Annotated in this window: 21 protein-coding genes, 1 pseudogene and 2 riboswitches; of the genes and pseudogenes, 1 reads left to right on the forward strand and 21 read right to left on the reverse strand. The window is 34.3% G+C overall.

Translation table 11 applies throughout. The features are described 5' to 3' along the window. Positions 1-148 precede the first annotated feature (148 nt). Positions 149-1,045 carry a gliding motility-associated ABC transporter ATP-binding subunit GldA gene (gene gldA, locus ACTU6T_RS03670; RefSeq protein WP_460219910.1) on the forward strand — a complete coding sequence of 299 codons (897 nt, stop codon included), beginning with the start codon at positions 149-151 and terminating at the stop codon, positions 1,043-1,045. 1 nt (position 1,046) lies between these two features. On the opposite strand, the gene ACTU6T_RS03675 is transcribed toward gldA, so the two are convergent. The 21 genes and pseudogenes from ACTU6T_RS03675 to ACTU6T_RS03775 all read right to left on the reverse strand — a co-directional run bounded on the left by ACTU6T_RS03675 (position 1,047) and on the right by ACTU6T_RS03775 (position 22,866). Beyond that, complete coding sequence (locus ACTU6T_RS03675; RefSeq protein ID WP_460219911.1) at positions 1,047-1,796, reverse strand: head GIN domain-containing protein; 750 nt, start codon at positions 1,794-1,796, stop codon at positions 1,047-1,049. Next, positions 1,793-2,890: an acyloxyacyl hydrolase gene (locus ACTU6T_RS03680; RefSeq protein ID WP_460219912.1), complete on the reverse strand. Its 1,098-nt coding sequence runs from the start codon at positions 2,888-2,890 to the stop codon at positions 1,793-1,795. Before ACTU6T_RS03680 ends, ACTU6T_RS03675 begins: the two co-directional genes overlap by 4 nt. A 40-nt stretch (positions 2,891-2,930) precedes the next feature. Further along, positions 2,931-3,887, reverse strand: coding sequence for a methylenetetrahydrofolate reductase [NAD(P)H] (gene metF, locus ACTU6T_RS03685; RefSeq protein WP_460220738.1), 957 nt, complete (start codon positions 3,885-3,887; stop codon positions 2,931-2,933). Between the two features lie 279 nt (positions 3,888-4,166). After that, positions 4,167-6,890 carry a methionine synthase gene (gene metH, locus ACTU6T_RS03690; protein ID WP_460219913.1) on the reverse strand — a complete coding sequence of 908 codons (2,724 nt, stop codon included), beginning with the start codon at positions 6,888-6,890 and terminating at the stop codon, positions 4,167-4,169. After that, a complete protein-coding gene (locus ACTU6T_RS03695; RefSeq protein WP_460219914.1) occupies positions 6,890-7,891 on the reverse strand; it encodes a homocysteine S-methyltransferase family protein in 1,002 nt (333 codons plus the stop codon). The genes metH and ACTU6T_RS03695 overlap by 1 nt, the downstream gene beginning before the upstream one ends. A gap of 56 nt (positions 7,892-7,947) precedes the next feature. Continuing rightward, positions 7,948-8,065, reverse strand: a riboswitch (SAM riboswitch). Between the two features lie 69 nt (positions 8,066-8,134). Further along, positions 8,135-9,040, reverse strand: a complete 906-nt coding sequence (cysM, locus tag ACTU6T_RS03700) for a cysteine synthase CysM (RefSeq protein ID WP_460219915.1) — start codon at positions 9,038-9,040, stop codon at positions 8,135-8,137. Then, positions 9,027-9,785, reverse strand: a complete 759-nt coding sequence (epsC, locus tag ACTU6T_RS03705) for a serine O-acetyltransferase EpsC (protein ID WP_460219916.1) — start codon at positions 9,783-9,785, stop codon at positions 9,027-9,029. The genes cysM and epsC overlap by 14 nt, the downstream gene beginning before the upstream one ends. 7 nt (positions 9,786-9,792) lie before the next feature. After that, on the reverse strand, positions 9,793-10,113 hold the full coding sequence (locus tag ACTU6T_RS03710) for a 2Fe-2S iron-sulfur cluster-binding family protein (RefSeq protein WP_460219917.1): 321 nt from the start codon (positions 10,111-10,113) through the stop codon (positions 9,793-9,795). Next, positions 10,113-11,162, reverse strand: coding sequence for an NAD(P)/FAD-dependent oxidoreductase (locus ACTU6T_RS03715; RefSeq protein ID WP_460219918.1), 1,050 nt, complete (start codon positions 11,160-11,162; stop codon positions 10,113-10,115). Before ACTU6T_RS03715 ends, ACTU6T_RS03710 begins: the two co-directional genes overlap by 1 nt. A 2-nt stretch (positions 11,163-11,164) precedes the next feature. Further along, complete coding sequence (locus ACTU6T_RS03720) at positions 11,165-11,740, reverse strand: precorrin-2 dehydrogenase/sirohydrochlorin ferrochelatase family protein (RefSeq protein WP_460219919.1); 576 nt, start codon at positions 11,738-11,740, stop codon at positions 11,165-11,167. Between the two features lie 11 nt (positions 11,741-11,751). Further along, a complete protein-coding gene (cobA, locus tag ACTU6T_RS03725; protein WP_460219920.1) occupies positions 11,752-12,516 on the reverse strand; it encodes a uroporphyrinogen-III C-methyltransferase in 765 nt (254 codons plus the stop codon). A gap of 7 nt (positions 12,517-12,523) precedes the next feature. Beyond that, the gene (locus tag ACTU6T_RS03730; RefSeq protein ID WP_460219921.1) at positions 12,524-14,614 is read right to left on the reverse strand and encodes a HEPN domain-containing protein; all 2,091 of its coding nucleotides are present in this window, start codon (positions 14,612-14,614) and stop codon (positions 12,524-12,526) included. Between the two features lie 9 nt (positions 14,615-14,623). Continuing rightward, complete coding sequence (locus ACTU6T_RS03735; protein ID WP_460219922.1) at positions 14,624-15,871, reverse strand: sulfate adenylyltransferase subunit 1; 1,248 nt, start codon at positions 15,869-15,871, stop codon at positions 14,624-14,626. A 48-nt stretch (positions 15,872-15,919) separates the two neighbouring features. Next, positions 15,920-16,824, reverse strand: a pseudogene (gene cysD / locus ACTU6T_RS03740) (sulfate adenylyltransferase subunit CysD). Between the two features lie 11 nt (positions 16,825-16,835). Then, a complete protein-coding gene (locus ACTU6T_RS03745) occupies positions 16,836-17,450 on the reverse strand; it encodes a phosphoadenosine phosphosulfate reductase domain-containing protein (RefSeq protein WP_460219923.1) in 615 nt (204 codons plus the stop codon). Beyond that, on the reverse strand, positions 17,450-17,713 hold the full coding sequence (locus tag ACTU6T_RS03750) for a DUF2061 domain-containing protein (RefSeq protein ID WP_460219924.1): 264 nt from the start codon (positions 17,711-17,713) through the stop codon (positions 17,450-17,452). The genes ACTU6T_RS03745 and ACTU6T_RS03750 overlap by 1 nt, the downstream gene beginning before the upstream one ends. 126 nt (positions 17,714-17,839) lie before the next feature. Continuing rightward, on the reverse strand, positions 17,840-18,250 hold the full coding sequence (locus ACTU6T_RS03755) for an RrF2 family transcriptional regulator (RefSeq protein WP_460219925.1): 411 nt from the start codon (positions 18,248-18,250) through the stop codon (positions 17,840-17,842). Positions 18,251-18,275: 25 nt separating this feature from the next. Further along, positions 18,276-19,442: a trans-sulfuration enzyme family protein gene (locus ACTU6T_RS03760; RefSeq protein ID WP_460219926.1), complete on the reverse strand. Its 1,167-nt coding sequence runs from the start codon at positions 19,440-19,442 to the stop codon at positions 18,276-18,278. A gap of 4 nt (positions 19,443-19,446) precedes the next feature. Further along, the gene (locus tag ACTU6T_RS03765) at positions 19,447-20,520 is read right to left on the reverse strand and encodes a homoserine dehydrogenase family protein (protein WP_460219927.1); all 1,074 of its coding nucleotides are present in this window, start codon (positions 20,518-20,520) and stop codon (positions 19,447-19,449) included. Further along, positions 20,483-21,502 (reverse strand): alpha/beta fold hydrolase, encoded by a 1,020-nt coding sequence (locus ACTU6T_RS03770; protein ID WP_460219928.1) that lies wholly within the window; start codon positions 21,500-21,502, stop codon positions 20,483-20,485. The genes ACTU6T_RS03765 and ACTU6T_RS03770 overlap by 38 nt, the downstream gene beginning before the upstream one ends. Before the next feature lie 71 nt (positions 21,503-21,573). Continuing rightward, positions 21,574-22,866 carry an O-acetylhomoserine aminocarboxypropyltransferase/cysteine synthase family protein gene (locus ACTU6T_RS03775; RefSeq protein ID WP_460219929.1) on the reverse strand — a complete coding sequence of 431 codons (1,293 nt, stop codon included), beginning with the start codon at positions 22,864-22,866 and terminating at the stop codon, positions 21,574-21,576. Positions 22,867-23,007: 141 nt separating this feature from the next. Continuing rightward, a riboswitch (SAM riboswitch) is annotated at positions 23,008-23,133 on the reverse strand. Positions 23,134-23,200 lie beyond the last annotated feature (67 nt).

Consider the following 23,200-nt stretch of genomic DNA (forward strand, 5'->3'; position numbering starts at 1 on the left):
CTTAATTATGATGCTAATGTAATTATTATTTTAAGAAATCAAAATTGTTATAAGATATTTTTGTGTTTTTCGTTACAGTTTTAAAGAATTCATAATTTAAAGGCAGTCATTGGTAATAATTACTATTTTTGAACAAATAAATTGATATATGTCTATTGAGGTTGAAAACATTTCAAAAGTATATGGCGAACAAAAAGCGCTGAATAATATTTCATTTGCAGTAAACAAAGGAGAAATTGTTGGGTTTTTAGGACCAAATGGTGCAGGAAAATCAACACTTATGAAAATCCTCACTACTTATATTAGTGCAACTAACGGTAGTGCCAAAGTAAGTGGTTTTGATGTCGACTTTGATAAACAAGAGGTACAAAATAATGTTGGATATTTACCCGAACACAATCCACTTTATTTAGATATGTATGTTAAAGAGTATTTGAGATTTAATGCTGGTGTATATAGCACACCAAAATCTAGAATACATGACGTAATAGAATTAACGGGATTGACTCCAGAGGCGCATAAAAAAATAAGTCAACTATCCAAAGGATATCGACAACGAGTTGGTTTAGCTAATGCTTTACTTCACAATCCGTCTGTATTAATTCTAGATGAACCTACTACTGGTTTAGATCCAAATCAATTGGTAGATATCAGACATTTAATTAAAAACATAGGCAAGGATAAAACGGTGTTTCTATCAACCCATATCATGCAAGAAGTTGAAGCTATATGCGATCGCGTAATCATTATTAACAAAGGTGAAATTGTAGCTGATAAAAAATTAAAAGACTTACGTGATAACACAGAACAAACGGTAATAGTCGAATTTGATTATCGTGTTGAAGATGCTTTTTTGCTAAAATTGCCTAACGTCAAAACTGTAAAGAACACTCATGATTTCACATACGAAATCACCTTTTCTACAGTAGATGATATGCGCTCTCATGTGTTTGATTTTGCTCATGATAATGAATTGAAAATTCTTCAGCTCAATCAGAAAAATGCAAGTTTAGAAAGTTTGTTTAGAGAATTGACATCAAATTAGATTACTCAAAAATAAGTTGCCCAGTATAAAACTGCTCAACATCAAGTACTACAGGCGTATTAACAAGAATCACATCTCCTGTACTTCTTATTTCACCAGTTAAAGATTGTTGGGCATTGATAACCATATCATTACTACTACGCTGAAAAATATCAACATTTTGAGCTATTAAATCCCGTCCTTCAAAACGTGCATCACCGGAAAAATAACCTATTGTTATAGTATTAACTTCACCTTTAATATAAACTGTAGACAAGTTATTTACTACAATATTTATTGTATTACAATTGACTTCTACATCAAAAACCCCATCAGTATTGACTTCCTCTTCGGTATTAAAATCTTCAGAGATTAACCTCAACGCACTATAGTTCAACACACCTTCACTTCGTACAGCAGAACCCGATCCATTTCTAATCTCAGTTAGATTAGGTGAACTCACAAACACCTTAGTAATACCATAATCCCTTGTAATATTACATGCATTATTATTATACACTTTTAATCGACCTTCTTCCACGCGAACATCAATGTCATCCATTAAAAACTCTCCCGTTTGAACAATAACTTTTTGAGTAGGAGCATCAGTAACTATTAACTCTATACGAGGAAATGTTGTAATCTCAGTAAAACTATCTACTGCAAACTCTTTCTCAATGATATTTCCAGCATTTTGAAAACAATCAGGCACATTTTCTCCATTGCAAGAAAATAACAAGATTGTCAATATGATATATAACCCTTTTTTCATAATCGTATTCCTATTCCAAATTCAACAGCTTCTGCTTTTGCTCCATGAGATTTTAAAGTAATAGCACCAAAAACTTTATCTCCAAAATACCGTTTCAAACCAATACGATTATACACCTGTCCTTCAAAATCATACGGGTAATACACATAATACCCTAATTGTGTTACAATTGACATTTTATTAACGAATAGCTCGTGACCTACAAAAAGTCCAACACGTTTCCAATCTTCATCACTAGAGATATTACGTTCAGGAAATGCCACAGCATAAAAGCGAATCAACTCTTGCAAAAATTTTGAAAAGAAAACATCAGTTCCAAATTGCACCGCACTTTTCCGGTTCAAGCGCTTATCTGCATAAGCTGACACAATATAAAACGGATATTGTCCCATATCGATAATATCACTTTCATTAAGACCTGTTCTAAAAACTAGGTTATACTTTATAGGTTCTTTAAAAGTTTTCTCTTTTGAAGATGAAATATATTCAGGCTTGTTATCATCATTAAACATATAATTAGCTCCAATATTAAAAGCAAATGTATTCGTAGATGTATTTGGTGCCCTAAAATTGGCATTAGAATAATGTACAATCGAGATACCAGCCTGTACTCCAATACCTTTAAAGATGTTCTCTTTCTTATAATTCAACATCACATAGGTTGAACTCAACAAATCAGAACCATAAGCATTATTTCTGAAATTTTTAACCTTATCATACGGATTTGTTGTATAAGCGATTCCTTGGGCGATTCTAAAATTAAGGTGTCGGTTTAAAAAATAGAAATTATAATGTGCATAGAGCCCATAATTCTCACCTAGAGTCTCGGTTTTCATATTTTGATAAATGAATGACAATCCCCAATCTGGATAATTATAGTGACTTTCCCAGTCTTTAAATCCGAACGTTTTTTTGTTATAGCTTAGAATTATACCTGTAGGATGATCTGTAATTAAGTGCTGAATATCTGGGTTGTGCTCCAACACTGTTCCGTAGAAAAAATTAGCATCTAAACTAAATAGATTTGGATCTTTGTCTTGAGCAAAAGAGAACAGGGTAAACAAGCAAAAAAAATAGACAATGAAATGCTTCATTAATATAGGTTATGAAGCAAAAATAACAGAAATAATGCAATCAAAACACCTGAGAGGCAATTGATTTAATATTATCACTTTTCCCCATAGAATAATAATGTAGCACAGGTACTCCAGCACCCATAAGTTCTTTAGACTGTTGCACAGCCCATTCAACACCTACCTGTCTCACTTTTTTATTAGAATCACATTGTTCTACGGCTTCAATCAGAGTTTCTGGCAAATCAATTTTAAATACCTGTGGCAGCAACTGTAAATGACGTTTCACTGCAATAGGCTTTATTCCAGGAATTATAGGCACTGTAATTCCTGTAGCTTTAGCTGCTTCAACAAATTCAAAATACTTAGAATTATCAAAAAACATTTGAGTTACTACATAATCGGCACCAGCATCAACTTTTTCTTTTAAGCGTTTTAAATCTGTACTCAAAGAAGGGGCTTCGATATGCTTTTCTGGATAGCCAGCAACACCAATGCAAAAATCAGACTTATGATCTGCCTCTAATACATCATGTAAATATTTACCACAATTTAAGTTCTGAATTTGACCCACTAACTGGCTTGCATACTGATGACCTCCTTTTGTTGCTTCAAAATATTTTTGATGACTCATAGCATCACCTCGTAAGGCCATCACATTATCTATACCTAAATAATGACAGTCAACCAGCAAATATTCGGTTTCTTCTTTAGAAAACCCTCCACACAATACATGCGGTACAGTATCCACGTTATATTTATGCTTTATTGCTGCACAAATCCCCACAGTTCCAGGGCGCATTCTCGTAATTCTTCGGTCTAACAACCCATTACCTTTATCAATATAAACATATTGTTCTCGTGAAGTAGTAACATCAACAAAAGGTGGTTTAAACTCCATTAAAGGATCTATATTATCATATAACTCCTGAATACTATTTCCCTTTTTTGGCGGAATAATTTCAAAGGAAAACAAGGTATCTCCTTTAGCTTGTTTAATGTGATCAGTTATTTTCATATACAGTCCCACAATGGTGGGCATTTTTTTATTTTAATATTTTTGGCGTTCCCTAAAGGTCGCGCTTTCTCTTCTCGCTTTTTTCAAGGAGCTCAAACAAATCGTTCAATCACTAACGCGAGCAACTAATTAATAATACTCGCCAACACTAATGCTACTGCAGTAAGAAAAACTAATTGCAAAACAAATCTTAATTCTAATTTATACTTTTTCATAATTTATATGTTCAAATTTTTTACAAGAATACAACCTGATTTATATTCTAATTCTAACAAATTGTTAAGCTTCTGCTAAGTTTGGGTTGAGCCATTTTCTGGCTTCATCTTCACCTATTTGGCGACGCCTAGCATAATCTTGTAATTGATCTTCTGTTATTTTTCCTAATCCGAAATATTTGGCCTCAGGGTTTCCAAAATAATAGCCACTCACACTAGCAGCTGGCCACATAGCTAGGCTTTCTGTAAGCCTAACTCCAATGTTTTTTTCTACATCTAACAAGTTCCAAATGGTCTTTTTCTCTAAATGATCTGGACAAGCTGGATACCCAGGAGCTGGACGAACTCCTTTATAACTTTCTTTGATAAGCTCAGCATTAGTAAAATCTTCATCTTTAGCATAGCCCCAATGTTTAGTTCTTACTTCTTTGTGCAAATATTCAGCAAAAGCTTCAGCTAGTCTATCGGCTAGGGCCTTTATCATTATCGAATTATAATCATCATTATCAGCTTCAAATTGTTGGGCCAATTCTTGGGTTCCAAAACCAGTCGTAACACAAAAAGCTCCTATATAATCTTGCTTCCCTGAATCTTTTGGGGCAATAAAATCGCTTAGCGCATAATTTGAAACACCTTCACGTTTTTTTAGTTGTTGACGGAGAGTTAGAAATCTAATACTGTTTTTATTAGCCTTAGTTGAGATGCTTCTACTACGCTCAGCATGACAGTTTTCAACAATAACTTCAATGTCATCATCATGAACTGCATTTGCTGGAAACAAACCAAAAACAGCTTTGGCTTCTAATAACTTATCATCAAATATTCGTTTAAGTAAGACTTGTGCATCATTAAATAAATCTTTTGCCTGCTCTCCAACAATATCATCGTCTAAAATCTCAGGATATTTCCCATGCAAATCCCAGCTTCTAAAAAACGGACTCCAATCAATAAACGGTTCTAATTGAGTAATATCAAAGTCTTCTATTATTTGAACACCTAATTGATTTGGTTTCATTATTTCTGTTATACTCCAATTGATTTTAAATTTATTTTTTCGAGCTTCATCTATAGAAAGATACGTTTTTCGTTTTCCGCGAGTTAAAAACTGCTCCCGAAACTTATCATATTCTTCTCGAATTTGTTCTTTGTAAATTGTATTATCTTTTTGCAGTAGATTTCCAACAACAGTGACAGCTCGTGACGCATCATTAATATGCACAACAGTATGATCATAATTTGGTGCAATTTTCACCGATGTATGTGCTTTAGATGTTGTAGCGCCGCCAATAATTAATGGAATAGATAAATTCTCTTTATTCATGGCTTTAGAGAGGTAAACCATTTCATCTAAAGAAGGTGTAATTAAACCACTTAATCCTATCACATCTACTTGTTCTTTAACAGCAGTCTCAATAATTTTCTCTGGAGGCACCATAACTCCTAAATCAATAATTTCATAGTTATTACAACCTAAAACAACACTTACAATATTTTTACCAATGTCATGCACATCTCCTTTAACCGTAGCCATTAAAATTTTACCAGCAAACTCTTGTTTACCATCTTTTTCTGCTTCAATAAATGGCTGTAAATAAGCAACAGCTCTTTTCATGACTCTAGCAGATTTAACCACTTGAGGCAAGAACATTTTCCCACTTCCAAAGAGATCTCCTACTACATTCATTCCAATCATAAGATGCCCTTCAATGACTTCAATAGGTTGTTTAGAAGCCAATCTTGCTTCTTCTACATCATCCTCAATATAAGTATCAATTCCTTTAACCAGACTATGAGTGATACGATCTTGTAAGGTATTATTTCGCCATTCTAAAATTTTGGTATCGTCTTCCTTTTTCTGGCCTTTTACAGTTTCAGCAAAATCCAATAATCGTTCTGTAGCATCATCACGTATATCAAACAACACATCTTCTACATGTTGTAATAAATCCTTTGGAATTTCATCATAAACTTCCAACATGGTCGGGTTTACAATACCTAGATTCATACCATGTTTGATAGCATGATATAAGAATGCAGAGTTTATTGCTTCCCTTACCACATTATTTCCTCTAAAAGAAAACGACACATTACTCACTCCTCCAGAAACATTAGCATACGGTAAATTTTCACGAATCCATTTCGTCGCATTAAAAAAGTCTAAAGCATTTAATCGATGTTCTTCCATTCCTGTAGCCACTGGAAAAATATTAGGATCAAAAATGATGTCTTGAGGAGGAAACTTAACAACGTCAACTAATATGTTGTATGATCGTTCACAAATCTCGATACGACGTTCGTACGTATCGGCTTGACCAACCTCGTCAAAAGCCATAACAATTACTGCTGCTCCATAGCGTTTAACAAGTTTTGCTTGTCGGACAAATTCATCTTCACCTTCTTTCAAACTAATTGAATTCACGACACATTTCCCTTGAGCGACTTGCAATCCTGCTTCAATTATCTCCCATTTTGAACTATCAATCATCAATGGTATTCTAGCAATATCAGGCTCTGATGCAATAAGATTTAAGAATTTGATCATGGCATGCTTTCCATCTAGCATTCCTTCATCCATATTTACATCTAGAATCTGAGCTCCACCTTCTACTTGTTCTCTAGCAACACTAAGCGCTTCATCATATTTTTCTTCTTTAATTAACCTTAAAAACTTACGAGATCCAGTAACATTAGTACGTTCACCAACATTTATAAAATTACTTTCCGGAGTAACCACTAGAGGTTCAAGTCCTGATAAGGTCAAGTATTTCTTACAATCAATATCTGCCATTATACATTTACATTTACAGTTCTTGGTTGATAGTGTTTGACCGCTTCAGCAATAGCTTTGATATGGTTTGGATTTGTTCCACAACAACCACCAATAATGTTTATTAAACCATCTTTTAAATACGATTCGATATACGATTGCATTTCCTTTGGTGATTGGTCATATTCTCCAAAGGCATTCGGTAGCCCAGCATTTGGGTGTGCCGAAGTATAAAATTGGGTTTCGTTAGATAGTCGTTGAAGATAAGGTTTGAGTTGTTCTGCACCTAAAGCACAATTAAAGCCTACACTTAATAAAGGAATATGCGATATAGAAGTAAGAAAGGCTTCGACAGTTTGACCAGATAAAGTTCGTCCTGAAGCATCGGTAATGGTTCCAGATACCATGATTGGAATATCCATTTCTCGTTCTTCCTTCACTTCTTCAATTGCAAACAATGCTGCTTTAGCATTGAGTGTATCAAATATAGTTTCTACTAACAATACATCAACACCTCCATTAATTAATGCTTCAACTTGTTGTTTATACGCAACACGTAACTCTTCAAATGTAATCGCTCTATATTCAGGTTTATTGACATCAGGAGACATGCTTGCCGTTTTATTGGTTGGCCCAATACTTCCAGCAACGAATCTAGGCTTTTCAGGATTTGCATTCGTAAATTCTGTTGCGACTTGTTTTGCTATTCTGGCCGATTCAAAGTTCAATTCATATACTAAATCTTCCATGTTATAATCTGCCATAGCTATTGTTGTCCCAGAAAACGTATTGGTTTCTATGATATCGGCTCCAGCTTCAAAGTACAGTCTATGAACTTCGGCAATAGCTTGAGGTTGTGTTAATGACAGTAAATCATTATTTCCTTTTACTGAAGTTGGATAATTCTTGAAGCGATCACCTCTAAAGTCTTCTTCCGAAAACTCAAAACGTTGCAACATTGTACCCATGGCTCCATCGAGGACTAGTATTCTTTTTTGTAAAGCTTGTAATATGTCTGACATTTTAATTTTTATATAAAAAATGTCATCTGAAAAGTAAGAGAGTTTACTTGAATCTTTGTTTATCTGTCCAAATTATGAAACATCTCATAATTTGGTAGAATTTAGCACCTTCTTTAAGATAAAGGGTTGCTAAGGCTTCATTGGGTCTATTCCCTCTGCCTTTCATGATAACAATTCAAAATATTAATGAACGAAACAAAGAAACGTAATTAATTTATTATTTCATACATAAAAAGTAAGTTTTTAATCAAATAAAGAGGAAGACAAATAGCGATCTCCTCGATCACAGATAATAGCTACAACAACTCCTTGATCTAGAGTATCGATTAATTTTAAAGCTGAAGCTACAGAACCTCCACTACTCATTCCTGCAAAAACTCCTTCTTCTTTTGCTAATCGACGAGTCATTAATCGCGCTTCTGTTTCACTAACTTCAATAATACGATTAACATTAGATCTTTTAAATATCCCTGGAACATAGTCTGGAGACCATTTTCTAATACCAGGTATTCTCGACCCATCCATAGGTTGAGCACCAACAATGGTAATACTAGGATCTTGTTCTTTTAAATATGTAGAGACACCTGTAATGGTCCCTGTAGTTCCCATAGCAGATACAAAATGTGTAATTTCACCAAGCGTATCTGTCCAAATTTCTGGGCCAGTAGTATTATAATGTGCTTTCCAATTATCATTATTTTCAAATTGATTCAATAATGTATACCCGTTTTCATCCCTTAACTTATAGGCTATATCTCTCGACCCTTCAATTCCTATATCTGCTGATGTCAAAATTACTTCTGCCCCATAAGCCTTCATGGTTTTGATACGCTCTTCGGTTGAATTTTCTGGCATAACTAACACCATCTGTAAGCCTAAAAGTTTTGCAATAAAAGCTAAAGCGATTCCTGTATTTCCGCTAGTGGCTTCAACTAATGTATCACCTTTTTTAATATCACCTCGTTTCAGGGCTTCATTAATCATATGAAATGCTGGACGATCTTTGACACTTCCGCCAGGGTTATTGCCTTCCAGCTTTAAAAAGAGTCGAACACCTGCTTTAGACACAAGGTTTTTAGCCTCAACCATTGGCGTATTACCAATTTGATCGGTAATTTGTTTACTTATTATTTGACTAGGACCGCTCACTTAATTTATACTCTTTTTTATACGTTAATATTGAATTTTCAGGGATAGAATTTGTTACACAAACATTGGCTCCAATTATTGAATTAGCACCTATGGTTACATCACCTCCTAAAATTGTGGCATTGGCGTATATAGTTACATTATCTTCAATAGTTGGGTGTCGTTTTACTCTTGACAAATTTTTTTTGACTTGTATTCCTCCAAGTGTAACACCTTGATAAATCTTTACATTATTTTTAATAATCGTTGTTTCTCCTATAACAATTCCGGTAGCATGATCTATAAAAAAAGAAGATCCTATTTTAGCACCTGGGTGAATATCGACGCCTGTTAAACTATGGGCATATTCACTCATCATTCTAGGTAAAATTGCGACCTTCAATTTATGAAGTTCGTGACTTAATCGATATACTGCAATCGCATGAAAACCTGGGTAAGCTAAGTAGACTTCTTCTAAACTTTTTGCTGCTGGGTCATTTTCTTCTATGGCCTTAGCATCTAAACTTAAGGCTTGTCTTACGTCTATGAAGGTTGATTTAAAATCACTCCACAATTGCTTGTTATTTTGAATGTTCAAACCTTGAGTTATCTCTAAAAACAGGCTTTGTAAATTACCTTGGTTAATCGACATAGCATTTGTATCGAACAAACTATAAAATAATGTTTTAGTAAATATTTCTACAGTATCTTTTAAAGCAATATTGTAATGTTTTTGTACTTGTTTTTGATGCAATTTAGTTTTCATATCATACCTAATATTCTGGAGCTATTTCAATTTCCAAATCTGCTAATATAGTAGTTATTGGTATTTGACAACCTAACCTACTATTATTCTTAACATAAAATGCTTCAGAAAGCATTGCCTCTTCATCTTCTTGCATCTTTGGCAAATTATGATCAGAATGCACATAACACTGACAAGACGCACACATAGCCAGTCCACCACAAGTCCCCTCAACAGGAAGTTCATACATTTTAAAAACTTCCATCAGATTCATTGCCATATCTGTAGGAGCAACTACATTATGAATTACACCATTTCGATCTTTTATAATTAGATTAACATCATTCATTATACAATAGCCTTTACGACAGCTTTTTCTGCTTGCTTTCTAGTTCCATCAAACCCATTAATACCACTAACAGTTGTGTATTTTAAAACAAATTTCTTGTTTGGATTCAAAATTTTGTAAGCTGATTGACACATCAAAGTTGCTTCGTGAAATCCACATAGAATAAGTTTTAATTTTCCTTCATAAGTATTAACGTCTCCAATAGCGAATATCCCAGGGATATTAGTTTGGTAATCTAACGTATTCACTTTGATTGCATTCTTCTCAATCTCTAAACCCCAATTTGCAATTGGTCCTAATTTTGGAGATAAACCAAATAGTGGAATAAAATAATCGGTTTCTAGGTGAATTTGCTCATCTCCTTTAGTCACCGTCACAGCTTCTACATGGCTCTTTCCATGAATTTGCATCACTTCTGCTGGTGTAATGAGATTTATCTTTCCTAGGAGTTTTAATTCTTGAACACGTTCAACAGAATCTAAAGCACCTCTAAACTCATTTCGTCTATGAATTAACGTCACGTTTGAGGCAATATCTGATAAATAAATACTCCAATCTAATGCCGAGTCTCCACCTCCAGAAATTACCACTCGTTTATTTCTATACATTTCTGGGTCCTTTACAAAATAAGACACCCCTTTATCTTCATAATCTGAAATATGTTCAATTAAAGGTTTCCGAGGTTCAAAACTTCCTAAACCACCTGCAATTGCTACAATTGGCGCTTGATGTTTGGTACCTTTATTTGTGGTCACAATAAAAGTTCCATCATCTTGTTTTTCGATAGTATCTGCACGTTCTCCAAGAGTAAACCCTGGTTCAAATTGTTTCCCTTGTTCCAATAAATTTTTTGTCAAATCACCTGCTAAAATTTCTGGCAAACCTGGAATATCGTAGATTGGTTTTTTTGGATATAACTCAGAGCATTGACCACCAGGCTGTGGTAATGCGTCAATTAAATGACATCTTAATTTTAACAATCCAGCTTCAAAAACTGTAAATAAGCCTGTTGGTCCTGCTCCAATGATTAATATATCTGTTTGTATCATTTTTATTTCTGTATTAAATGTTCAGTTATTTTGTTTAAAGCCGAAACTTTATCTTCAAAATTCCCTTTTATGGTTTTTCTATACGCATTTAAATTTTGTACCAATTGATTAATGTCTTCTGGAATAACAGCTTCAAAAAACTGTCGCAAACGTTTAGCTGTAGTTGGTGATTTCCCATTGGTTGAAATGGCAATTTTCACATGGCCTTTAGTCACAATACCTCCTAAATAGAAATCACATAATTCTGGCGTATCAGCCACATTAACCAATAAATTTCTACGCTTGGCATCTCTGTAGACCTGATGATTTACATTTAGTTTATCTGTAGCCACTATAGCTAAATCTTTATCACAAAGAAAAGATTCATCATAGGCTAAATTGAACATCTTAATATCATAGGCTGTTGCTAATGCAATGACTTCTGGTCTAAAAAATGGCGCGACCATGGTTACATTAGCAGTTGGACTTGATTTTAATAAAAACGTTAATTTTTCTAAAGCTACATTTCCTCCACCTACAATAAGCACTTGTAACTCATGCATTTTTAAAAATATTGGGTATAAATTATTTCGTTCCATACTAGTCTCTTTTAAACAAATTGGGCTTCTACCTTATTACAAATAGAATCTAATTCAACACGTTGATTAACCACCTCTCCAATAACAATAATTGCAGGTGAAGACAGTTGCTTTTTAGTAACAATAGCCTCTATAGTTGATATTTTTCCAATACCTACATTCTCCCGATTGGTTGTTCCATTTTGAATAATAGCAACAGCCATGTCACTTTTATTTTCCGAAGCAAAAATCTGGACTATTTCGCTCAATTTTCCCATACCCATTAAAATGATAACGGTTGCCGTTGACCGAGCGGCAAGAGCAACATCTTTTGAAATTTGATGTGATTTGGTAGTTCCAGTAATCACCCAAAAACTTTCAGAGACACCTCTTTTTGTCAATGGTATACCTTGATAAGCAGGCACTGCAATAGATGATGAAATCCCAGGAACCACATAAGTTTTTATACCAAACTGTTTTGCATAATCAATCTCCTCTGCGCCTCTCCCGAAGATAAAAGGATCTCCTCCTTTAAGTCTTACAACATGACCATGAGTCTTTGCTCTACTTACAATCAACTCATTAATTTGATCTTGCTGATACGCATAGCAACCTTTTCGTTTTCCAACAAATATGAGTTCGGCATGAGGTGACGCATAGTCTAAAAGTGATGTATTTATAAGTGCGTCATATAAAATGACATCAGCAGACTCTATAATTTTAATGCCTTTAATGGTAATTAAGTCTTTATCTCCTGGTCCAGCGCCTACAATGGATAATTTTGCTCTTCTTTCCATATCAATATCAATTTTCACTTACATCTTGTTCACGTAATACTCTTACAACAGATAAAAATTCTGTTGCATTTTTGATATACGCTTTAGCAAACTTTTCAGTAGGAGCATGTACTTTTATTTGATAGACTAAATCTGAAAACGATACGCCTAAATTTAATTTTTGAGTATCAATAATAAGTTCATCAAACTGTCTAATGATTCCAGCTTGTGTATTAGTTGACACACCTTCTGATAGTAAAATCGCTTTGGCAGAATTTACCATAGAACTATACGCATGATAAATAGCACTCGAAAATACCTGATTATTTAGTGCTTCTTTGGCTTCTGCTATCTTTTCTTCACTTTCTAAAAATAAAGTCGCAATCAGATCAATAACAACGCCTGCACATTCTCCAATTCCAATAGCTTTTATATAAGCTTTCTCACTTCCCCAATCAATAAAATCATCTTGAGTTAAGTTTTCAATGCTAGACAAATCGGTAAGCAATTCATAAAAATACTTCTCACCTTTCTCTTCATAATACTGTTCAAACTTTTGATTCTTTGCAAATTGTTCGTAATCATCTAAAATTCGACGCAAAGCTTCAGGGCCTCGCTTACTTGGAATTTTCACCACTTTATCTGCAAACACGCCTTTACCATTACCTTTATTTCCTCCGCCAAGTAATACCTGAAGTGCAGGCGCAACGCGTTTATCTTTAGTGCGAATAGACATGCCTTGAAATCCTATGTTTGCCATATTATGTTGACCGCAAGCATTCATGCAACCACTAATTTTAATCACCAAATCTTCATTGGAAAGATATTGTGGATATTCAGCTTTTATAATTCTTTCTAATTCTTCTGCAATTCCTGTACTACTAGAAATTCCTAAATTACAAGTATCTGTACCTGGACATGCTGTAATATCTACTGCCTTATTATAGCCAAGTTCAGTAAAACCTAGTTTTTGCAATTCGGTATAGAAAAATGGCAATGCCTCTTCTCTCACAAAAGGAATCAATATATTCTGTCGCAAGGTCAATCTCAGCTCACCTGCTGCATATTTTTCAACTAAATTGGCTAATAGTCTAGCTTTATCAGTATAAAAATCTCCAAGAAGGACTTTTATTCCAATCGCAACATAACCGTCTTGTTTTTGAGGGATAATGTTTGTCGCTTTCCATTGTTCAAAGTAATTTTCATTATCGATATTAACTTTAGGTATATCTTTTTCTACTGGAATGGAAGCTTGATACGCATTGGCATCAATATCAACAGTTTTAAATTCTATGGCTTTTTGTTCATCTTCAACTAAGGCTTTAAAAGCGTCTAAACCAATGTTCTTGATTAAGAATTTCAATCTCGCTTTAGCTCTACTTTTACGTTCACCGTGTCGATCAAATATTCTAAGAACACCTTCCATTACTGGAATAATTCTATTGGCAGGTAAAAATTCATATAGTACATCTGCATGTCTAGGTTGAGAACCTAAACCACCACCTAATAACACTTTAAACCCTCTTTCGCCATTTTTGATTTTCGCAATAAAACCTAAATCATGCATGTATGACAAACCTGTATCTTCATCTGACGCAGAGAATGATACCTTAAATTTTCGTCCCATCTCTTGACAAATAGGGTTTCGCAAAAAGAAACGAAATAAAGCATCAGCATAAGGAGATACATCAAAAGGTTCATTGACGTCAATTCCTGCGGTTTCGCTTGCAGTGACATTTCGGACTGTATTACCACAAGCCTCACGTAGAGTAACGTCATCACGTTCTAACTCCTCCCATAATTGTGGAGTACGATCTAAGTCGACATAATGAATTTGAATATCTTGCCGTGTTGTGATATGTAATCGCCCACGAGAGTACTCGTCAGACACATCTGCAATTCTGCGCAATTGATGACTTAGCACTTTTCCGTATGGTAATTTGATGCGAATCATCTGTACACCTTGCTGACGTTGACCATAAACACCTCTTGCTAAACGAAGACTTCTAAATTTTTCTTCATCAATTTTGCCATCATGAAAAAGCGCTATTTTAGTCGCTAATTCAATAATATCCTTTTCGACAATAGGATTTTCTATTTCGGTTCTAAAACTTTGCATAACATGTATTTATTGAATGAAACCTACTCCGACGGTATTATTAGAATTTGAATCGATTAATATGAAAGATCCATTGGTACGATGTGCTTTAAAAGGATCGAAAAAAATAGGTTTGTTCAATTTGAACGTTACCTTCGCTATATCATTCATTGCTAAAGCATCAGTTTCTGAATCTGTACCAGAATAATCTGGATGAATTTCATGGTGAATCGTCTCCACTTTTGTCAATACTTTATTGACTCCATGTTGCAAGACATATTTTCCTCCAGCAGTAAGTTTTTCATTGCTCATCCATGAGACAGTTGCCGTAAATTGTCTTTCAATTTGAGGCAAATCATCGACTTTAGCAATCATGTCTCCACGACTTACATTAATATCATCTTCTAAGGTTATCGTTACAGAAGAACGCCTAGAAGCAGTTTCATAAGCCTGATCATATACATGAATATCTTTAATTTTTGATGTTGTTTTCGAAGGCAAAACAACAACCTCATCACCTACACTCAAATCCCCTCCATACACCTTTCCTGCATAACCTCTGTAATCATGAAATTCATTAGTTTTAGGTCTGATTACATATTGCACAGGAAATCTTGGTGTTCCAACATTAAAAATATCTTCACGCTCAATAGCTTCTAAATGCGCTAACAAGGTTTCGCCTTTATACCAATTCATAGCAGTTGATTTGTGTACAACATTATCACCATTTAATGCACTCACTGGAATAAAAGTTATACTTTGATCTTGATAATCACGTTTTGACATTAAGGCTTCAAAATCGGTTTTAATACGGTTATAAGAGTCTTCAGAATAGTCAACCAAATCCATTTTATTGATAGCAACAACTACATCCTTAATTCTTAAGAGGTTATTGATAAAAAAATGGCGATTGGTTTGCTCAATCACACCTTTACGTGCATCAATTAATATAATTGCCGCTTGTGATGTAGAAGCCCCTGTTACCATATTACGCGTATACTCTACGTGACCTGGGGTATCAGCGATAATATAACTTTTAGTTGGTGTTGAAAAATAAATATGAGCAACATCAATTGTAATACCTTGTTCTCTTTCGGCAACTAAACCATCGGTTGCTAATGAAAAGTCTAAATAATCATATCCTTTTTGCTTACTGGTTTTTTCAATAGCTTCTAATTTATCTGTAGTTAATGATTTTGTATCGTATAACAGCCTACCAATTAAGGTACTCTTTCCATCATCTACACTTCCTGCTGTTGCAATTTTTAATACGTCCATTCTATATTGTTTTTGGTTTTCACCCTAAATTATTATTTGTAAATTTTTCTAGAAATACCCTTGTTGCTTACGTTTTTCCATAGCGGCTTCAGATCGTTTATCATCGATACGAGCACCACGTTCTGAAATAGAAGATTCTCTAATTTCTTGCACAACTGTATCAATATCAACGGCATCAGAAAGCACAGCAGCTGTACAACTCATATCACCAACTGTTCTAAATCGTACTAATCGTTCTTTAACGACTTCATCTTCTTCACGGTAAACCACACCATCATCAGCAGACCAGATTAATCCATCTCTTAAAAATGTCGCTCTCGTATGTGCAAAATAGATGGATGGAATTTCAATTTGCTCTCTTTGAATGTAAGACCAAACATCTAATTCGGTCCAATTAGAAATGGGAAATACACGTACATTTTGTCCTAACTCAATTTGTCCGTTGAGCATATCGAACAATTCTGGACGTTGATTTTTTTCATCCCATTGCCCAAAATCATCACGCACCGAAAAAATACGTTCCTTGGCTCTCGCTTTTTCTTCGTCACGTCGAGCACCACCTATACATGCATCAAATTTGTACTCGTCAATGGCATCTAAAAGTGTTGTTGTTTGTAAACTATTTCTGCTGGCATACTTACCAGATTCTTCTTTAACTTTACCAGCATCGATAGTGTCCTGAACATTTTTTACAATAAGTTCTAGATCTAATTCTTTAACCAAGCGATCTCTAAATTCAATGGTCTCAGGAAAATTATGACCTGTATCTATATGCATTAATGGAAAAGGAATCTTAGCAGGATAAAATGCTTTTTGAGCTAATCTCACTAATGTAATAGAGTCTTTCCCACCAGAAAACAATAAGACTGGTTTCTCAAATTGAGCGGCTACCTCTCTAAAATATAGATAGCTTCGTGCTCTAATGGGTTTATATTAGATGTATTTGTTTTCATAATTATTTAGGTTAGGCATGTAAGCCACATTCTCTATTTGCTAGTTGCTTTGTAGGATCAAAATATGTAAACTCATTAGGCAAATGATGATCATCAAGATATCTATCTAATTCATCATCGGACCAATGATAAAACGGACTTACTTTTAGTGTCCCATCTGCGCTTTGAGATACAATATCAATACTGTCTCTAAATGCTGTTTGCCCTTTTCTTAAATTTGTAAACCAAACATCTGGTTGATGCTCTGACATGGCTCTTTTAAAGGGCTCTAATTTCACCTGTTCTGTAAAAAGAATGTGCTTAGGATCATCAATTGAAGGTACGCCTAAAACAACATCACGATGTGCAGCTGTTTGCTTTGGCACATATAAATGTACGTTCAAATTTAATTGCTGTATAATTTTTTCAGCATGATTATAAGTATTTGGTGTATTATAACCAGTATCACACCAAATCACTTTGATATCCTTTTTAACTTGAGTTACTATGTTTAAAATAGCCGCTTCATAAGGCCTGAAATTTGTAGTAACAATTGGTCGTTTAGCATATTGTAATGCCCATTGTACAATTTCTGATGGTGTTTTATTAGCTAAAACAGCATTTATGTCTTTTAAATTTAAACTCATTACTTCCCCCATTTTATTTTATTCCATGCACGTTCGTGAACATAATACAACACCAACTTCGAAACCAACTCTACAAATCCTATTGAAAAAGCCAAAGTCAATGTTCCTGTAATTAGATAAGAGATCAGTACGGTATCAAGAGTTCCCAAAACCCTCCAACTAATAGTTTTAACCAATGTTCTTTTTACTTTCTCACCAGATGCTTCTGAGTCATTTTTTTCAACTTTTGTAACATTATGCCTTTGCAAAACTGTATCAATCATGTTAGTAATTATTATTTAATTCTATTATCCTATCGGATAAGTAGGATATTAATACAAACATATAGTATATTTATTAAAATCCTAGTTATTATTTGTTAAAAATTGTTATTGTTTTTTGCGAATATGTTAATTCGACAAGTCTGCTAATGTCGTATTCCTGAAGACTTTGAGCGAATTATCTCTTATCTGAATCATTAATCGATGAACTGCACATTTATCTTCATCTGGGCAATCATCACATTTTTCATAGTAATTTAAACTTACACATGGCACCATTGCAATTGGCCCTTCTAAAATTCGCATAACGCTTGTCATTGGAACATCTTGAGGGTCTTTTAGTAAATAATAACCTCCACCTATTCCTTTTTTTGAACCTAAAATGCCATTTTTTTTTAAAGTAAGTAAAATACTTTCCAAAAATTTTACTGAAATATTTTCACTCTTAGAAATAGTCGCAATTTGAACAGGTTTGCGATGATCTTGTCTTGCCAGATATGTCAGCGCTTTGATACCATATTTTGTTTTCTTTGAAAGCATGCTTCAAAGATACTTTATTTAATCTTTAATCTAAAGCCTGTTTTAAATCACTAATAATATCATATACATATTCTAGACCTACTGAAATTCTTACTAAACCATCTGTTATTCCAACTTCTAAACGATCATGTTCTGTTAGCTTTGCATGTGTTGTTGATGCAGGATGTGTAACAATTGTTCTAGTATCTCCAAGGTTTGCAGATAAAGAGCATAATTGAATTTTATTTAAAAACGTTCTACCAGCTTCAACACCTCCTTTAACTTCAAATGCAACTACGTTTCCTCCTAATTTCATTTGTTGTTTTGCAATGTTATATTGCGGATGTGATTTTAAAAAAGGATATTTAACGAGATTAATTTTAGGGTGTTTTTCTAAAAACTCGGCCACTCTTAACGCATTCTCACAATGCTTATCGACCCTTACAGCCAAAGTTTCTAAACTCTTCGACAATACCCATGCATTAAATGGCGACAAAGCAGGCCCAGTATTCCTCGAAAACAAATATATCTCTCTAATTAAATCGGCTCGTCCTACCGTCACACCACCTAAAACTCTACCTTGGCCGTCAATTAACTTTGTAGCCGAATGAATCACCAAATGTGCTCCAAATTGTATTGGGTTTTGCAAGTAAGGCGTAGCAAAGCAATTATCGATTACTAACAAAAGATTATGTTGTTTAGCAATCTGCCCAAGACGTTCTAATTCGAGAATATCGACTGCAGGATTTGTTGGACTTTCAGCATACAAAATTTTGGTATTTGATTGAATTAAAGTCTCAATACTATCTAAATCATTCACATTAAAATAGCTAGTACTTATATCCCATTTTGGTAAAAACTTTGTAAACAGCCCATGTGTAGACCCAAATACACTTCTTGCAGATACGATATGATCTCCTGAGTTTAACAAAGCTGCAAATGTTGAAAATACTGCAGACATTCCTGTAGCAAAAGCATAACCCGCTTCAGCACCTTCCATTTTACATATTTTTTCTACAAACTCAGACGTATTTGGATTGGTAAAACGACTATAAATATTGCGTTGTTTTTCTTCTGAAAATGACGCTCTCATATCTTCGGCATCATCAAATATAAAACTAGACGTGAGGTATAATGGTGTAGAATGCTCTAAAAACTGAGTACGCTCATTTTGTATTCTTATGGCGTCTGTTTCAAATTTATAATCACTCATGTTCTTAATTTAATTGATTAGCTAGTTTAATAATATCAGACAGTAAGCCTCTAGCTGTTACTTCTTTTCCTGCTCCAGCACCTTGAATAACTAAAGGTTGTTCTCCATATGATGTTGTAAAAATTTCGAAAATAGAGTCAGACCCTTGTAATTGCCCTAGTGGTGAATGCTGTACTTCGGAAATGAGCTTAACTTCCAAAGATTTGCTTTCAACATCTAACTCGCCTATATAACGTAGTACATTATTATTAGTTAAGCATTGTTTACGTTCACGAAACGGACGATCAAGTTCCTTAATTCTTGATTTAAATTGATGTACTGTAGTTTTTCCATTCAGTTGCTCAGGCACTAAAGATTCTATACTAACATCATTGTACTCAACGTTTAAGTCTAACTCTCTAGCTAAGATCAAGAGTTTTCTTGCAACGTCATTACCCGATAGATCCTCTCGAGCATCAGGCTCAGTTAATCCCAAGCGCTCTGCTTCTAAAATTACTTTAGAAAAAGGTTCATCATGAGAAGAAAAGGTATTGAATACATAGCTTAAAGATCCTGAAAACACGCCTCTTATTTTTTTAACACGATCTCCAGAATTAAAGATATTTTTCACGGTTTCAATAACAGGCAAACCAGCACCAACATTAGTTTCGTATAAAAACTTCTTGTTGTATGTTTTTAGGTAAGCCCTTAAGTCTTTATAAAAATCAAAATCTAAAGTATTGGCAATTTTATTTGCTGAAACCACATGGCAACCATGTTGGATAAGTGCCTTGTATTGTTTGACAAAATCTTTACTAGCTGTAGCATCTACTGCAATTAAATTATCGAAGTCTTTTTTTTTAATATAACTGAGAATATCCTCAATTTGATAAGGCACTGAAGCGATTTCAAAATTAGTTTCCCATGTATTTGTTAGTGATTCATCTTCAAAAAACACTAATCTGGAGTTAGCAATAATTGGAATTTTTAAATCAATCCCATCATGTGTTTTAAGTCGTTCTTTTGCTGCATTAATTTGACCAATCAATGTACTTCCAACTTTACCTATTCCGAATACGACTAAGTGTATCTGCTTCATTTGTAACTGGGTTTTTGGTTTGAAAAATGGGTTTTAAAATTTTATTCAGTTGTTCGTATTCTATTAAAAAGGCATCATGTCCATGAATGGATTTAATTTCAGAAATACTGACATTATCTTTGATAAGTTTTAAATCTACATAGGTATCCCAATTCTCTTCAGATTTAAAAAAGAGATCACTAGGAATTGTCACGATATGTATACTGGATTTAATGTTACGAGTCACTTCATTAAATGTGCCTCGTTCTTTAGTAATATCAATTGTTTTTAAAATTTGATTCATTAACTTATATGCCGGTAAATTAAAGCGTTTATTCAATGCTTTACCATGATAATCTAACCAGCTTTCTACATTAAAACGCGCTTTAGACACTTCAGAACGACCAAACTTATTTGTAAAAGATTCTGGTGTTCTATACAAGGTCATAGCATGCATTCTAGCATCTGCTAAAGGCGCTTTTGAGTGATTTAAAATAGCATCTTGAATGTGACAATTGGCAATGAGCCAATCTGTAGATTTCCAATCACTAGCCACAGGAATCAAATGTTCAATTAATCTAGGCTCAAGAGCTGCTAGCTCCCACGCAATTCCTCCACCAACAGAACCACCTATCACTGCAAACAATTTATTGATTTGTAATTGCTTTAGACCAATTGCAAATAATTCGGCAATGGTTCTTGCTGTAAAGTCTTTATAATTTTCAATGAGATGAGATTCAACTGCATCAAATCCGTTGCCAGGAATATTAAATGCTAAAATTGTATAACGTGCCGTATCGATACATTTATTCTCACCTATCAAATCGTTCCACCAACCCTCATTTCCGCAGACATTAGAATTACCCGTTAAGGCATGATTTACCATCACAATTGGTGCTTCACCTAAAGGTTGACCAAAAAGCTGATAAGATAATTTAATATCTTGAAATACTCCCGAAGGCAATTCAAAATTTGAAATGAATATATATTGTAATGCCGCCATTTTAATATTTTTAGTAATAGATGCCACGCACAAAGACAACACGCAGCATCTATTGAACACTAACTAATAGATTATGCTAATACTGTTTTTTTAACGACAGTGAAAGCTTCTTTTAAATCGGCTTTGAGATCTTCTACATTTTCGATACCGACAGACAATCGAATCAAATCTTTGGTAACACCAGTAGTTTCTTGAGCTTCGTCACTTAATTGCTGATGGGTTGTACTCGCTGGATGAATGATTAAAGATTTTGTATCTCCGATATTTGCTAATAATGAGAATAGCTTAGTCGTATCTGCAATAGTTTTAGCCGATTCATATCCGCCTTCAACTCCAAAAGTGACAATACCACTTTGGCCATCTGGTAAATATTTTCTCGCCAGATCCTTGTATTTGCTCGTTTCAAGCCCTGGATAGTTTACCCAATTTACTTCAGGCTGTTCTTGCAACCACTTTGCTAACTCTAAAGCATTCTGACTATGTTTTTTGATACGAAGTTCTAAGGTTTCTAAACCTTGAATAATTTGAAACGCATTAAACGGACTCAATGCACCTCCATAATCACGCAGACCTTCTATTCTTATTTTAGCAATAAAGGCAGCAGCACCAATAGCTTCGCTATAGACTAATCCATGATAGCCTGGAGATGGTTCGGTAAATTCTGGGAATTTCCCATTGGTCCAGTCAAACGTTCCTGCATCTATAATAATTCCTCCAAGTGAGGTCCCATTACCATTGATATATTTTGTTAAGGAATGTATCACAATGTTGGCACCATACTCAATTGGGTTGAGTAAATATGGTGTTGCAACTGTATTATCAACAATAAATGGCACTTTATGAGCTTTGGCTTGCTTAGAAATCGCTTCAATATCCAACACATCTAGTTTTGGATTCCCTAAAGACTCCACAAAGAATGCTCTAGTATTTTCCTGTGCGGCGTTTTCAAAATTTTCTGGATCTGAGGGATCAACAAATGTTGTAGTAATACCATGTCTAGGTAGTGTGACACTTAGTAGATTATAAGTACCACCATATAAACTATTAGACGCTACTATATGATCACCAGCTTTTAGTAAGGTTAATAATGTTGTTGAGATGGCTGCGGTTCCTGAAGCCGTAGCTACTGCAGCAATTCCACCTTCTAAAGCTGCAATACGTTGCTCTAAAATATCATTGGTTGGATTATTTAAACGTGTGTAGATAAATCCTGGAACCGATAAATTGAAACGCCCTGCGGCATCATCTGAATCATCAAAAACATAAGCTGTAGATTGGTAAATTGGAACAGCTCTTGTTCCTCCTGTTTGACTAACGTCGTGTCCTGCATGCAACGCTTTCGTTGCGAATTTTTGTGTACTCATTTTTCTAATTTTTTTGAGTTAATACTAAGTGCTTTTGTAAAAGCACGATTAAAACCAAAAGTCAAATAAGCTTCATAAGAAGCATACCTAATAGAAAAATGTTAAAAAGAAATACGTCATTACAGATGAGTAATTACGTTTGGGTTATCTATCCAGTTTTCGATAAATGAATCGAAACACTTAGTAGAATGTAGCACCTTCATTGATAAATTCAAAGGGTTGCTAAGGCTTCTGCGAGTCTAATCTCTCCACCTTTCTTGATAACATTTCAGTAAGTTATTGAACTTTGTGAGCACAAATATTGCAAAATTAAATTTTCACATCCAAATGAAAT

Source organism: Psychroserpens citreus, assembly GCF_055686305.1.